General features: G+C 41.2%; 11 protein-coding genes. 8 read left to right on the top strand and 3 right to left on the bottom strand.

The features are described 5' to 3' along the window. Positions 1-12: 12 nt before the first annotated feature. The 3 genes from PR725_RS09630 to hemP all read right to left on the bottom strand — a co-directional run bounded on the left by PR725_RS09630 (position 13) and on the right by hemP (position 3705). Entirely contained in the window at positions 13-1062 is a 1050-nt protein-coding gene (locus tag PR725_RS09630; RefSeq protein ID WP_272568739.1) for a hemin-degrading factor, read from the bottom strand. A 25-nt stretch (positions 1063-1087) separates the two neighbouring features. Then, entirely contained in the window at positions 1088-3100 is a 2013-nt protein-coding gene (locus tag PR725_RS09625) for a TonB-dependent hemoglobin/transferrin/lactoferrin family receptor (RefSeq protein WP_272568737.1), read from the bottom strand. A gap of 431 nt (positions 3101-3531) precedes the next feature. Continuing rightward, positions 3532-3705, bottom strand: a complete 174-nt coding sequence (gene hemP, locus PR725_RS09620; protein ID WP_004912942.1) for a hemin uptake protein HemP — start codon at positions 3703-3705, stop codon at positions 3532-3534. 209 nt (positions 3706-3914) lie between these two features. Here hemP and PR725_RS09615 point away from each other — a divergent pair, with 209 nt between their 5' ends. From PR725_RS09615 to PR725_RS09580, 8 genes are all read left to right on the top strand, one after another. Beyond that, positions 3915-4544 (top strand): NAD(P)H-binding protein, encoded by a 630-nt coding sequence (locus tag PR725_RS09615; RefSeq protein WP_004912939.1) that lies wholly within the window; start codon positions 3915-3917, stop codon positions 4542-4544. A gap of 26 nt (positions 4545-4570) precedes the next feature. Next, on the top strand, positions 4571-4798 hold the full coding sequence (locus PR725_RS09610) for a hypothetical protein (RefSeq protein ID WP_272568731.1): 228 nt from the start codon (positions 4571-4573) through the stop codon (positions 4796-4798). Between the two features lie 401 nt (positions 4799-5199). Beyond that, a complete protein-coding gene (locus PR725_RS09605) occupies positions 5200-6252 on the top strand; it encodes a UDP-glucose--hexose-1-phosphate uridylyltransferase (RefSeq protein WP_117162496.1) in 1053 nt (350 codons plus the stop codon). Between the two features lie 80 nt (positions 6253-6332). Next, positions 6333-7487: a galactokinase gene (gene galK, locus PR725_RS09600; protein WP_272568727.1), complete on the top strand. Its 1155-nt coding sequence runs from the start codon at positions 6333-6335 to the stop codon at positions 7485-7487. Positions 7488-7520: 33 nt separating this feature from the next. Continuing rightward, a complete protein-coding gene (galM, locus tag PR725_RS09595; RefSeq protein WP_272568724.1) occupies positions 7521-8561 on the top strand; it encodes a galactose-1-epimerase in 1041 nt (346 codons plus the stop codon). 154 nt (positions 8562-8715) lie between these two features. Continuing rightward, the gene (locus PR725_RS09590) at positions 8716-9720 is read left to right on the top strand and encodes a substrate-binding domain-containing protein (RefSeq protein ID WP_004912929.1); all 1005 of its coding nucleotides are present in this window, start codon (positions 8716-8718) and stop codon (positions 9718-9720) included. 262 nt (positions 9721-9982) lie between these two features. After that, complete coding sequence (locus PR725_RS09585) at positions 9983-11614, top strand: sodium/sugar symporter (protein WP_036958441.1); 1632 nt, start codon at positions 9983-9985, stop codon at positions 11612-11614. A gap of 287 nt (positions 11615-11901) precedes the next feature. Next, positions 11902-13977: a TonB-dependent siderophore receptor gene (locus PR725_RS09580; RefSeq protein ID WP_196719345.1), complete on the top strand. Its 2076-nt coding sequence runs from the start codon at positions 11902-11904 to the stop codon at positions 13975-13977. The last annotated feature ends 11 nt before the right edge of the window (positions 13978-13988 follow it).

Genomic DNA, 13988 nt, shown 5'->3' with positions numbered 1-13988 from the left:
AGTTACCTAGGTTTAAATGCGGGGTAATGCGGTGACTTGTTGGCGCCATTGCTCTTGCTCTGGAGTCCCTTCCGTACGCTGCCCATACATTTGTGCGATTTGATTTCCTTGGTTATCGAAGACTTCAAGGCTTGTCACATGGCCATCTTGCGTTGGCTTACGTGTAACCCAGCATTCGGCGATACCATTTTCAATCATGTGCAAGGTGAAATCAGGATTGAAAATATTTAGCCACTTTAAGTCTGAACCTTCACTTTGGTATGGCATGATTTTTTGGATTTCACCAGTGAAAATTTGCACACATCCGCGGTTGCCCACAAAAATCATAATTTCGTTTTGATCTTTGAATGCAGTGTTAATCAGCTGATTGAAGGAATCATTAGGCACTTTCCAAGCCAAATCATCACTGACTGCGGCGAAAACTTGCTGGCGACTGAGGTTATTTTTCTTCAGGAGAACAAAAAATTGGTGAACATCTGTCATGTTGCGCCATTCTTGTTCTAGCTGTTGTTTTAGCTCTTCACTAACGGGCTGGCTGGTAAATGGCGCTGCTGCTTCATGGATGAGTTCCGGGTTATCTTGGGTAGCATATTTTTCAATCAGTGCTTGCCATGCCGCCATATCCGTTTCATCGGTGGTGTAAACTTTATGTAGCGCATCACCTTGTTTATCAAAGAATTGGATACTATGGCGCTCACCGTGTTTGCTATCTTCTGTCAAAGCAAAGATAGCGTCCCAATGGCTGAAAAACATTCGTAAATCAAGGGCTCGAGGGTTTAAAATTAAGCCGCCATGTGGGCTAAATGTCGCATTGTCATAGCGACCAACTTGCTCATGAACCACATATTCGTTGCGTGTAATCGCTTTCACTTTTCCAACAGTGGCTAATTCTGTCAACAAAGTGGGGGCATCGACGTTTAAACGAACAGCTTTGTCGTGACCAACACGACTATGCAGGAGCTGAGCTTCAGATACATTTAAATAGGCGGCGAGATCGCGAGCGTATTTGGCTTTGTTCTCTGTTTTTGCTTGTTGGTAACGCTCGTAAAGTGCTGAATTCACGTTTATCTCCTTAATATTGTGTGAATTACCATTGGAAGCTGACAAGCAGCTTGGCATTACGTCCATCTTGAGGAATGCCTTGTGATGAGTAGTATTCTTTATCAAAAGCATTGCCTAACACGACACTGGTTTCTAACCCTTTGAGTTGTCCTTCACCTTGGTAACTCACATAGAAGTCATGCACGGCATAGCCGGCTTGATGTTCAGCTTTAGAGGCTTTATTGAAGTCGGTATGGCGCGTAAACTCGCCTAACCAGCCCACTGAAAAACCGCTGTCTGCGATAGGCACAGCCAAATTACTGGTGACAGAATCAGGTTTAATTGATGTTATTGATTTTCCATTAGATTCATCTTTTCCTTCAGTATGGTTATAAGCCAAACTCCAATTGAAATAGTCGGTTTTATAATCCATCGAGGCATCCCATCCCCAAATTTTTGCACGTTTAGTATTGATTGATGTGGTGTAGTTATTTTGCAGAACATATCTATCAACATTCACATATGTGTTGATGTAATCTTTCGCTTTGGTATCAAAATAGCTGGCTTTAAATTGCAGGTTATCCCTTTCCATCAATAAGTCATCGAAACGCAGACCAAAACCATATTCTGCCGTACGGGTTGATTCAGGTTTCAGATTAGGGTTTGGTTTCCATCGATTAACGATTGGCCCCATTTGGAAGTGGACCTCGTCGTTATACATTTCCATCATAGAAGGGGCTCGGAAGGCTTCTGAATATGACGCAAATAGCATCGACCACTCTGTTGGTGTGATGCTAACGGCCCCTTTAGATGACCATTTGCCTTTTTTCACATCTTCATTGCCATCGGATGTGGCTTTATAGTGGTCATAGCGCGTACCGACAATAAAGGAAACAGGCAAATCTTTTAGGCTAATTTCATCTTGTAAAAATCCAGATGCAAAGGTGATGTCCGCATCGGGGAATTGGGTGGTATTTGCATAAGGGGTTTGTTTTTGCTTATAAGCTTCACTGCCGTAAGTCAGGTTATGTGACGCTAATGGCAAGTTATAAAAGTTAGAGCGGTTATCTGCTTTTATGCCATAAGTTTTTTGTGTACGGCCTTCATAGGGGGTTCCTTGGCCTTTTGCTGTGATATTAACATCGGAGTAATAAGGCGTGACTTTAAAATTTAACCATTCCTGTGAGCCCGGTTTGATTTGATAAGTCATCTGCGCATCACGTTGGCGGGTGGTGCGGTTAACTTTTAGATTGTCACTCCCCGCATTAATTTCTTGCGGATTTTTCGGCTCATTGGCATCGTTATTATAATAACGCACTTGGCCAGAAAGCTTTTGTGCATCATCAATTTGCCAAGTACCTTTCGCGAGCAGGTTACCGATGGTTTCTTTGTTTTTCATGTCATCGCCATTACTCATGCGGACATTACCGGTTTCTTTAGTCACAAAACTGAATAGCCCATCAAGGTCATCACTACGGCCAAATGCGGTACCACCGAAACCGAAGCTATGATCGCCTGTAGCGGCTTCGGTAAAGACACGGAAACCGTGGTCTTGGCCTTCACGCAACAAATCTTTGGCATCAACCGTTTCCCAAGCAATCACACCGCCCATAGCACCACTGCCATAAAGCAAGGCTGAAGGGCCACGGATGATTTCAACTTGCTTAATCAGAGCCGGGTCGATAAACGTGCCATTAACATGGCCTGTATCTGTGCCTTGGCGAATACCATCAACTAAAGTCAAAATGCCGCGTCGATCAAACCCGCGCATATAAATATCTTGCCCATTCGCTCGGCTGGTACCGGTGACGCCAATTCCAGGGACTTTGCGTAAAATATCATTGACCGTGCTGGCCGTTTTTGTTTCAGGTGAATCGTTTTTAATCACGGTAACCATCATCGGAGTTTCGAAGCTGTCACGTTCGCTACCTGTGGCATAGACGGTCATCACATCATGATGATTTTTTTTTGGTGTTGGCTCTGTTGTTTGTGCTTGAGCACTTGCTATCACGCCTAAAATGGCACTGGTCAGGACTGACATTCGCAAAACAGGGGACATAATTGTGATACTCCATATAGTTTTTATCTGTATTAAGCAGAGTGAATTCGCATTAATTGATGACGATGCATTGGTCTGGAGGACCTGAATTCGGTATGACACAGGAAAAATTGCATGTAAGCAGTGTCTGAACATAGCAAGAGGAGTGAACACATAACGAAAGTATAAAGCTGAGGTAATAGCAGACTACTGGTTTGTGTTCAGCAGGGCTATTTGGGATTTTGCACATGAAAGCGACCGCTGTGCGATAGTAAAGTATCGAGTGACTATCCTTGCTAATTCGATATTTAGCGGTACAAATGTGGAATACAGACGTCAGTTTAAACTCCATAAGAAACCTTTTCCTATGTTTAGATTAAGCTGGCTGCCTGGATAATTGACCTAGGTGGCTTGCGAATTAAGTTTTGGTGCGACTTACTTTGGGTTCGGTTTTACTTAGTTAAGATCAACTTACCTGTACGCGTTTGTCTCAATTGATAAAGTTCGCCATTATGTTGAATTGAGACCTTACCGGCAGGGCCCAATAATTGTTGGCTTTCTATCACGTCAGTTTTAACGGTTTGTTTTGCCGTTTCGACGGTATTTTCTGCAACTGGGGCTGTCATATTATTTACCATACTAAGTTTGTTGATAATCGAAATGATATTGATAATGATTATCTTTAGAATGATTACTAATATCAAGCAATTTTCACAATCAAACAACAAAAGAGCCACAAACAACTAAGTTAGTACGAAAAAACAGCATGAATCTAGTGGAAGCCCACTGACAAGGCTATAATTGAACTTCTCCATTCATTGCATGGGTGAATAAAATGAAAATATTACTGTTAGGCGCGACAGGGCTTGTGGGAAGTCATGTTTTATCTTTGGCTCTTGCAGACTCTCGTGTGACTCAGGTGATAGCACCAACACGACATGCATTAGCAGAACATGAGAAATTACAAGCACCTATTGTAGATTTTAATCATCTGCCTGATGAGGCTGCATTATGGGAAGTCGATGCGGTGATTTGTGCACTGGGTTCAACTCTCAAAGCAGCAGGGTCGAAAGCGGCATTTCGTCAAGTAGACTACACTTATCCTTTAACTTGTGCAGAGCTGGCCAAAAAATGGCACTGCCCGACATTTGTGTTGACTTCTGCTTTGGGGTCAAATGCGAAGTCACCTTTTTTTTATAGCCGAGTAAAAGGGCAGCTCGAACAAGATTTAATGTCACTGGGTTTTGATTCTTTAACTTTGGTTCGGCCGAATGTGATTAGTGGTGACCGCCAAACAGCGCGTTTGGGTGAAGTCGTTGTGATCCGTATTATTTCTTTTCTATCACCTATACTGCCAGCTAGTTGCCAAGTTAGCCCCGCAACAAATATTGCGAAAGCATTATTTGAGGCCGCTGTGGCTCCCTCTAAAGGGGTTCATGTTATTTCATCTAAACAGCTGATATAACACTGAGTCGTTCATTTTTATTAGTTATGCTGATTTTTATTTCACATAAAAATGTCGCTGGGGCTTTAACAGGGTTTGTCAGTCTATTCGCTTATATTGGGGCATCAATCGCAGGATATTCATTATCAATCGTTATTGAAAAATACCAATGGAATGGTTTCTATTCCTTACTATTAGGCCTATCCATTTTCTTAATTTTACTGCTAATTATTGTAATGGTAATGACGAAGAAAGAGGTCAGCGTGGAAGGTTGATTCTTCTATAGCGTTATACTAAACCAAGTCTACAATAGTCGGCTTGATTGCTTGCAAACCTACCTCTGAATTTGTGTTAATAAACTCGATTACTTGTATCGCCGTCCATCTAAGGGGCGGCTTTTTACTTAACTTGCAGCCAAATATTATTATTTTACTCAAAATGGACAGCTTTATATTTTTGTGTAAACGTTTACACTAATCGAGATGGATCACAGAATCCTATTGAAACTCGTTGCTATAATTCGTGGTAACGACAGGTTTGAAGGTGAAGTTATGCTTAAGCAGTATTGAGGGAGAAGATAAATGCAACAGGATCAACGATTGATGATAGGGCTGTGGATGGCTGCGGATAGCAATCAAATATCCCCAATGGTGATGAAATTGAGGAGACAGATAAGATGAATACAATGCCATTTAACCCTTCGGATTGCCCCCATCGTCGCTATAACCCATTAACGGGCCAATGGGTGTTAGTGTCTCCCCATCGAGCAAAACGCCCGTGGAGCGGTAAAGATGAAAAGTCATCAATAGAAGATTTACCTCAGTATGATGCACACTGCTTTCTTTGCCCAGGTAATACAAGGGTTTCAGGGGAGGTCAATCCTAACTACCAAGGGACTTATGTATTCCAAAATGACCATGGTGCATTATTAGCACAACCCTGTGCCCAACCTGATAATCAATCTGAGTTGTTTCAATCACAATCGGTGAGTGGTGTTAGCCGAGTGATCTGTTTCTCTCCTGATCACAGTAAAACACTGCCAGAGCTGTCTGTGCCTGAACTTGAAGGCGTTATCGAAACATGGCAGCAACAAATCGCCGAATTAAGTGAACACTATGCTTGGGTTCAAGTTTTTGAAAATAAAGGGGAAATAATGGGGTGCTCTCAACCTCATCCTCATGGACAAATTTGGGCTAGTGATTTTTTACCCAATGAAATTGCACGTAAGGACCACTTTCTCGCGCAATATTATCAACGTCATGACCGTAATTTATTAATTGATTATATTAAAGCAGAACAACAAGATGGCTCACGGATTGTTGTTGAAACTCAAGAGTGGATTGCACTTGTCCCTTATTGGGCGGCTTGGCCATTTGAGACGCTGTTACTACCAAAACAACATATTCGCCGCATGGATGAAATGAATGAAGTCATTCGCGCAGACCTTGCTATAGCGCTAAAAAAACTCACAAGTCGCTACGATAACCTATTTCATTGCTCTTTCCCTTATTCAATGGGATGGCACTTTGCGCCTTTTATGAATGAAAGCCAAAGTATCGAACATTGGCAATTACATGCTTTATTTTATCCACCATTACTGCGTTCAGCGACAGTGAAAAAGTTCATGGTGGGGTATGAAATGTTAGCGGAAACCCAGAGAGACATCACGCCAGAACAAGCCGCGCAACGTTTACGTGAGGTGAGTGACTGCCATTATAAACAAAATTAAACCGCTAAATAATTTATCAAATTGTAATTAACTTGGCTGTGTGCTGGGTTAAGCAAATGACGTATTAAGGATAATAAAAAATGGAAACGTTAAAGCAAACTGTTGCCACATCGTTTGAAAAAACCTTTGGTTATCAACCTGAAATATATGTTCAAGCGCCAGGGCGAGTGAATCTTATCGGCGAACATACAGACTACAATGATGGTTTTGTTTTGCCTTGTGCGATTGACTACCAAACGATGACTGCAGCAGCAAAACGTGATGATCGCATCATTCGAGTCGTTGCGGCTGATTACCATAATGAGTGTGATGAATTCAGTTTGGATGGCGATATTACATTTTTGCCTGAAAAAATGTGGGCGAACTATATACGCGGCGTAGTGAAGTTTCTCTTACAAAGAGGGTTTTCGTTTAATGGTTGCGATATTGCAGTCAGTGGAAACGTCCCACAAGGCGCGGGTTTAAGCTCTTCAGCCTCACTGGAAGTTGTGATTGGACAAACACTTAAGGCCTTGTATCAATTAGATATTAGCCAACAAGATATCGCGCTGAATGGCCAACAAGCTGAAAACCAATTTGTTGGTTGTAACTGCGGCATTATGGACCAACTTATTTCAGCTTGTGGTGATGCTGGCCATGCTTTACTTATTGATTGCCGTAGCTTAGCACTATTTCCTATTTCCATACCTGATGATTTGGTTGTAATGATTATCAATTCAAATAAGCAACGGGGCTTAGTTGGGAGTGAATACAATACACGCCGCCAACAATGCGAAGAAGCTGCTAATTTGTTTGGAGTGAAAGCGTTGCGCGATGTCACATTTGATGAATTTTTACAGCAGCAACACCAGTTATCTCCTGTCGTTGCCAAGCGAGCCAAACATGTGATCAGTGAGAATGAGCGTACTTTGGCGGCAGCAAAAGCATTAACGCAAAATGATTTGTTGCAACTAAGCGAATTAATGGCGCAGTCACATATTTCCATGCGTGATGATTTCGAAATCACAGTTAAAGAAATTGATACTTTAGTGGATATCGTTAAGTCCGTTTTAGGTGTTCAAGGCGGGGTACGTATGACCGGAGGGGGCTTTGGTGGCTGTGTGGTTGCAGTGATGCAGCAGCAATGTGTTCAACCAGTGATTGACGCGGTAGAAGCGCAATACCAGAAAGCGACAGGTTTACAAGCCGATATTTATGTATGCCAACCTAGCTCAGGTGCGAGTGTGGTGCGTTAAAAGCAAATCAACACATTGAGAAGTTGAAATAACATGATGTTTACTCAAGAAAAAAATCAGACATTAGGTTCACCCAAAGTCGTCGTGTTAACCAACAAAAATGATATGGAAATTACCCTGACAAGTTTAGGGGCAAGTTGGCTAAGTTGTATTTTACCACTAGCGAGTGGGAAACGAGACGTTGTCCTAGGTTCGCCAAATATGGATAAACAGAAGGAACAAGACGTGTATTTGGGGGCGACAGTGGGGCGCGTGGCTAACCGAATCACGAATGCACGCTTTTCTATTCATGGTGAAAATTATTTAGTATCAGCCAACCAAGGGGTGAATTGCTTACATGGTGGGAAAGATAATTTTAGCTATCGAGTTTGGGCAGTTTCACAGCCTAGTGCTCAACAGGTTATTTTTTCACTTATTTCGCCAGATGGTGACCAAGGTTTTCCTGGGGAATTGAACGTTGAGGTGAGTTATGAATTAACGGATGAAAACCAAGTGATTATCCGCTATAAACACCAAACTACAAAGAGCTGCCCTGTGAACCTAACCAATCATGCTTATTTTAATTTGGCAGGTGAAGGTAGTGATAAAACAGCTCTAGATCACGCTCTTACGATTTACAGTGATTGTTATTTACCGACAGATAAAGCAGGGATCCCCAGTGGGGAGTGGCGTAATGTGACTGGTGGTAATTTTGATTTTCGCCAAAGCAAGCTCATTGGCCGCGATTTTCTCCAAGATAACGACCAAGTTTCTGCCGGGGGATATGACCACACATTTATTCTCGAAACATCTCGTATTGATGGACGGCAAACGGTGGCATCGCTGTGTGCTCCTGAGAGGGACGTAAAAATGAATATTTCTACAACGATGCCCACCATGCAGCTTTATACAGGGAATTATTTGATTTCAGTTGCGGGTAAAACAAAATCGTATACGCCTTTTTCTGGTGTTGCATTTGAAACGCAATTTCCACCTGATGCAGTTAACCACCCTGAATGGGGGGAGCGATACAGCCCGATTTCACAGCCTAATCAAATATATTGTAGTGAAACGTGTTATCAATTTATTTTTTAGGCCTACTGTTGATTAACACCGCTGAAATGCGGTGTTTTATTTTTCTATATTATGCATAGATGAGTCTTAGCTAAATAATTTTAATATGCGCTATGCCATTGTTTTTAATTCTAGCTCATTGTTTAATAAGCCATCCTAATTGTAGAGGTGCACGATGGCGACAATCAAAGATGTGGCAAAAGAAGCGGGTGTTTCTGTTGCAACTGTTTCACGGGTGATTAATCAATCACCTAAGGCAAGCCAAGCTTCTATTGCATCAGTAAAAAAGGCAATGAATAAGCTAGGGTACCGCCCAAATGCGGCGGCTCGCGCGTTAGTGAACCAAAGCTCAAATACAATTGGGGTGCTCGTTAACGATGTGTCAGACCCATTTTTCGGTGTTATGGTTAAAGCTGTTGATGCGGTAGCTCATAAAAATGGTAAACATATCTTGATTTGTAACGGTTATCATAATGCAAAGGAAGAGCGCCAATCTATTGAGCTGTTGATTAACAACCGCTGTGATGCTTTGGTCATTCACTCTAAAGCCCTTGATGATGCAGAACTACTCCAATATGCGAACGAAGTCCCGAGTATGGTACTGATCAACCGCCATATTGATGAGATTGCAACCCGCTGTATTTCATTAAATAACTACAAAGGTGCCTACTTAGCGACGGAACACCTCATTCGTCATGGACACACTAAAATTGCGTACATCTCTTCAAATCACCAAATTGAGGATGCGATACAACGTTTGCAGGGCTATCGAGACGCATTGAAAAATAATGGTATTCAACTGCCTGATAGCTATGTTGAATATGGTGCTCCTTATGGGGAAGGTGGCGAGCAAGCGATGACTAACTTGCTGATAAAATCACTTGAGATCACTGCGGTCGTGGGCTACAACGATTTTATGGCTGCGGGGGCCATCGCGGTATTAGATGAAAATGAAATTCACTCGCCAGAACAAGTTTCGGTTATTGGTTTTGATGATGTATTGATTGCCCGCTATATCCATCCACGCTTAACAACGATTCGTTATCCCATTCAAATGATGGCAGAAAAAGCCACTCAGTTAGCACTTTCCTTAGCAAGAGGGGAAAAAACGACAGTTGAAAGTTTGATTTACTCACCGACACTGGTTCAACGTAATTCAGTTAGGCCTTTGCACGCCTAGTGATTTTATAGGCATAAAATTACCGCATTTCGTGTAAACGTTCTCATTAATATTTGATGAGCTTCACGGAATCATCAAAAAATAGATTACTTTCGAGTAATTCGTCTTCGTTCTTTTCTAAAAACTTGCATTAAAATCTGTTATTTAACTCACTAAGTTAACGTTGTTGAGGATATTGTGAAAATATGTGATTCATTTAACGGTGATATTTTGTGGTAACGTTTACACTGGCTTCGTTATCATTTGGCGAAGGAATTTGATTATGCAAACTGAAGGGGTTGGGTTAAGCACATTAGATTACGGAATATTCATTCTGTATGTGCTTATCATTATTAGTGTGGGTCTTTGGGTTTCTCGAGATAAAAAAGGACAAAAAAAAGGTACAAAAGACTATTTTCTGGCAGGAAAAACATTACCTTGGTGGGCGATAGGTTCTTCACTGATTGCGGCAAATATCTCTGCAGAGCAGTTTATTGGTATGTCCGGCTCTGGCTTTTCAATTGGTTTGGCCATCGCATCCTATGAATGGATGGCAGCACTAACTCTGATTATTGTCGCAAAATACTTTATGCCCGTATTTATTGATAAAGGTATTTTTACTATTCCAGAATTTGTTGAAAAACGCTTTAATAAAACGTTAAAAACGATCTTAGCCGTATTCTGGTTAGCATTATTTATCTTTGTTAATTTAACTTCAGTTCTCTATTTAGGGTCGTTAGCATTACAGACAATCCTAGGCATTCCAATGCATTATGCTATTTTTGGTTTAGCATTATTTGCAGTGATTTACTCTCTTTATGGCGGGCTATCTGCGGTTGCGTGGACGGATGTCGTACAAGTTTTCTTTTTAATTTTAGGCGGTTTTTTAACCACAATAATGGCGGTGAGCTATATTGGTGGTGATGCGGGTTTATTCGCGGGTATGAGCCGTATGGCAAGTGAAGCGCCTGCACATTTTGAAATGATTTTAAGCCAAGACAACCCGCAATTTAGCAATTTACCCGGTATTGCCGTATTAATTGGCGGACTATGGGTTGCCAATTTATATTACTGGGGCTTCAACCAATATATTATTCAACGTGCATTAGCGGCCAAATCAATTAATGAAGCGCAAAAAGGCTTGGTTTTTGCGGCATTTCTCAAACTGATTGTCCCAATCCTTGTTGTTGTACCGGGTATTGCTGCATTTGTGATTGTTTCTGACCCTGCATTACTGGCGGGATTAGGAACAATGGCACAAGAGCATATGCCAACACTGGCCCAAGCGGACAAAGCCTACCCATGGTTAACTCAATTCTTACCTGTCGGCGCTAAAGGGGTCGTATTTGCGGCATTAGCTGCAGCTATCGTTTCTTCTTTAGCTTCCATGTTGAACTCAGTGGCAACTATTTTCACCATGGATATCTACAAAGAATACATTGCTCCATCAACCGCGGATCATAAGCTAGTGAATGTCGGCCGGATTAGTGCAGTTGTTGCGTTAATTGTGGCATGTTTTATCGCACCATTATTAGGTAACATTGGGCAAGCTTTTCAATATATTCAAGAGTATACGGGGTTAGTTAGCCCTGGTATTTTAGCGGTATTCTTACTAGGCTTATTTTGGAAGAAAACCAATGCAAAAGGTGCGATTATCGGTGTGCTGCTCTCAATTCCGTTTGCGCTATTCTTAAAACTGATGCCGTTAGGTATGCCATTCCTTGACCAAATGATGTACACCTTCTTCTTTACTGCAGTCGTGATTGGTTTAATTAGCCTGACAACGGCAAAAGAAGATGACTGTGAGGGGGCGATTATTTTAACGTCCGAGACCTTTAAAACGTCGACAGGTTTCAATATCGCATCCTACGCAATTATGGTTATCTTGTGTGTGTTATATGCGTTGTTCTGGTAGTGCAATATTTCTAACAACCTGATAAGTAAATGATAGCACTAGGCGGGAAGGAACACTCCCGCCTTATTTTTTGCATTTATTAACTTAAATAATGACCTAACATTAGTATCGAAATCATTTTCGTTATTCTCGCTTAATAATCTCCCTTCTTTATGTATGGTTAATTGTGTCTAAATTGATTTTTTTAATAACTATTTGTTATAAGTAAATATGCCAAATTGATTTTAATTTGACTTATTTTTAGGAATAATACTGAGACTTATTATTATTATCATTGGAACTATTTTGTGAAAAATTTAGGTTTATTTCGTTTACATCAGGTTGCCATTTTCACCTTGTTAGCGCTGGCTGTTCAAAACCAATCCATGGCAAATGAACAAAATAGCGACAAACAAGACTCTTTCGTTGTCAGTGCACAAGCACTCAAAGTGAATACTGCGCTGCAAGAAACGCCAAAATCTGTTTCGATTATTACGGAACAAGATTTGACTATACATGCTCCGCAAAAAATTGATGAAGCACTTCGTTATACTTCGGGGGTTGTTGCACAGCCTTACGGGGCTGATAATGATACTGATTGGTTCAAAGTTCGCGGTTTTGATGCCGCAACCTATATAGATAATAGCCGGTTATATCGAGATGGCTACTATACTTGGTTGCTTGAGCCTTATGGGTTGGAAAGTATTGAAGTCGTGAAGGGGGCATCAGCCGTTCTCTTTGGCGAATCCACTCCTGGAGGCGCTGTTAATTTAGTAACGAAAAAACCATCTATTAATGCTAAAAATGAAATATTTTTAGAAGCGGGTAATAACGATCACCAAGCGCTAGGTTTTGATCTTTCTACGGCGTCAGCCGATGCAGGTGCCCGCTACCGTTTAGTTGGAACGATGAAAAAATCAGATGGGGAGCTCAAAGACACAGATAATAAACGTATTTATCTGGCGCCAAGTGCGGCATTTGACTTGTCTGATCAGACTGTACTTACGTTAATGGGAACGTATCTGCACGATGATGGTACGCCCACGAATCCTTTTTTCCCAGCGGCGGGAACATTAATTCACTCTAATTACGGTAAAATTAAGCCATCAACCAATTTAGGTGAGCCTGATTACGATAAATACAAGCGGACTCAGTTCTCAGTGGGTTATTTATTAGAACATCAATTTAATGATGAGTGGCGTTTTGCGCAGCGTGTAAATTATGGTTACAACGACCTAACACTCAGAAGTGTTTATGCTTTCTTTAATGCAGACCCTACCGTGCAGGAATTGGGGCAAGGTATTGTTTTTCGCGATGGTAAAAACCAAAGTTTTAGTTTTGATAACAATATCGTCGGTGAATGGGATAGTGAGCGGTTTGAAAATACCTTACTTGCGGGTATTGAATTCCAATATCATCAAACCAAAGGCGATGAACAGGATAATTATGCTTTTGGTAAAATTAACCCTTGGAAGCCAGTTTATGGGCACTATACCCCACTTGACCCATCAAATAACATTCATCGCACTATTGATAAAACACAAGCTAGTATTTATTCACAATACCAAACAAAGCTTGATAGCAAATGGATTGGGGTCGTTGGTGCACGTTATGATTGGGTAAAAACTGAAAATAAAGCACATAAAAAAGCAGAAGATGAGTCTAGAAATGATGGGCAGATGAGTTTAAATGCGGGTTTAATGTATATTGCTGACAATGGCATTTCACCTTATTTAAATTACTCTCAATCTTTTGAAGTTCAATCGACAATCGACCCAACAACCCAAAAACTGTATAAACCACTTAAAGGTGAGCAATTTGAAGCAGGTATCAAATATACACCTTATTTTATGGATGGTTATTGGAATATTGCTTGGTTCGATATCGAACAAAAAAATGCGTTAGTCACAACTCCTGAACACCCTGTTGCAACACAAACAGGTAAAGTCACTTCACAAGGTATAGAAACAGAACTATTTGCAAGTGTTACTGATAATTGGGATATTAAAGCGACATACACTTATACCAATGCGAAAACAGATCAAACAGGTGGTAAGGGACGTAAACAGGCTGGTATGATCCCCAAACATATGGCGACTGTCTGGACTGACTACGAAATTCCAATCGTGAGTAACCAGTCGTTAAAACTCGGAACTGGTATTCGCTATTATGGTCAATCAAAGGATAACCCAGCAAGCAGCAACCTTTCTGTTCCTAGTGCGACGCTCTGGGATATGGCCGCGATATATCAATTATCGAACAATTGGCAGTTCCAGTTCAATATGAATAACATCCTCAATAAAGAGTATGTTTCATCCTGTGATACCTGGTGCTATTACGGCCAATCGCGCTCATTTGTGTTACAAACAAAGTACACTTGGTAATTTTAAAAAAG

The sequence above is a fragment of the Providencia sp. PROV255 genome (assembly GCF_028478065.1).
Classification (GTDB): domain Bacteria; phylum Pseudomonadota; class Gammaproteobacteria; order Enterobacterales; family Enterobacteriaceae; genus Providencia; species Providencia rettgeri.
The sequence above is the reverse complement of the archived record's forward strand: the minus strand, read 5'-3'. Positions and strand labels throughout refer to the sequence as shown.

Bases quoted from the DNA above. Each gene is read 5' to 3' on its own strand.
- hemP (WP_004912942.1), bottom strand. From the start codon at position 3,705: ATGACAGCCCCAGTTGCAGAAAATACCGTCGAAACGGCAAAACAAACC.
- galK (WP_272568727.1), top strand. From the start codon at position 6,333: ATGGAAACGTTAAAGCAAACTGTTGCCACATCGTTTGAAAAAACCTTT.
- PR725_RS09615 (WP_004912939.1), top strand. From the start codon at position 3,915: ATGAAAATATTACTGTTAGGCGCGACAGGGCTTGTGGGAAGTCATGTT.
- PR725_RS09590 (WP_004912929.1), top strand. From the start codon at position 8,716: ATGGCGACAATCAAAGATGTGGCAAAAGAAGCGGGTGTTTCTGTTGCA.
- PR725_RS09585 (WP_036958441.1), top strand. From the start codon at position 9,983: ATGCAAACTGAAGGGGTTGGGTTAAGCACATTAGATTACGGAATATTC.
- PR725_RS09605 (WP_117162496.1), top strand. From the start codon at position 5,200: ATGAATACAATGCCATTTAACCCTTCGGATTGCCCCCATCGTCGCTAT.
- galM (WP_272568724.1), top strand. From the start codon at position 7,521: ATGATGTTTACTCAAGAAAAAAATCAGACATTAGGTTCACCCAAAGTC.
- PR725_RS09610 (WP_272568731.1), top strand. From the start codon at position 4,571: ATGCTGATTTTTATTTCACATAAAAATGTCGCTGGGGCTTTAACAGGG.
- PR725_RS09625 (WP_272568737.1), bottom strand. From the start codon at position 3,100: ATGTCCCCTGTTTTGCGAATGTCAGTCCTGACCAGTGCCATTTTAGGC.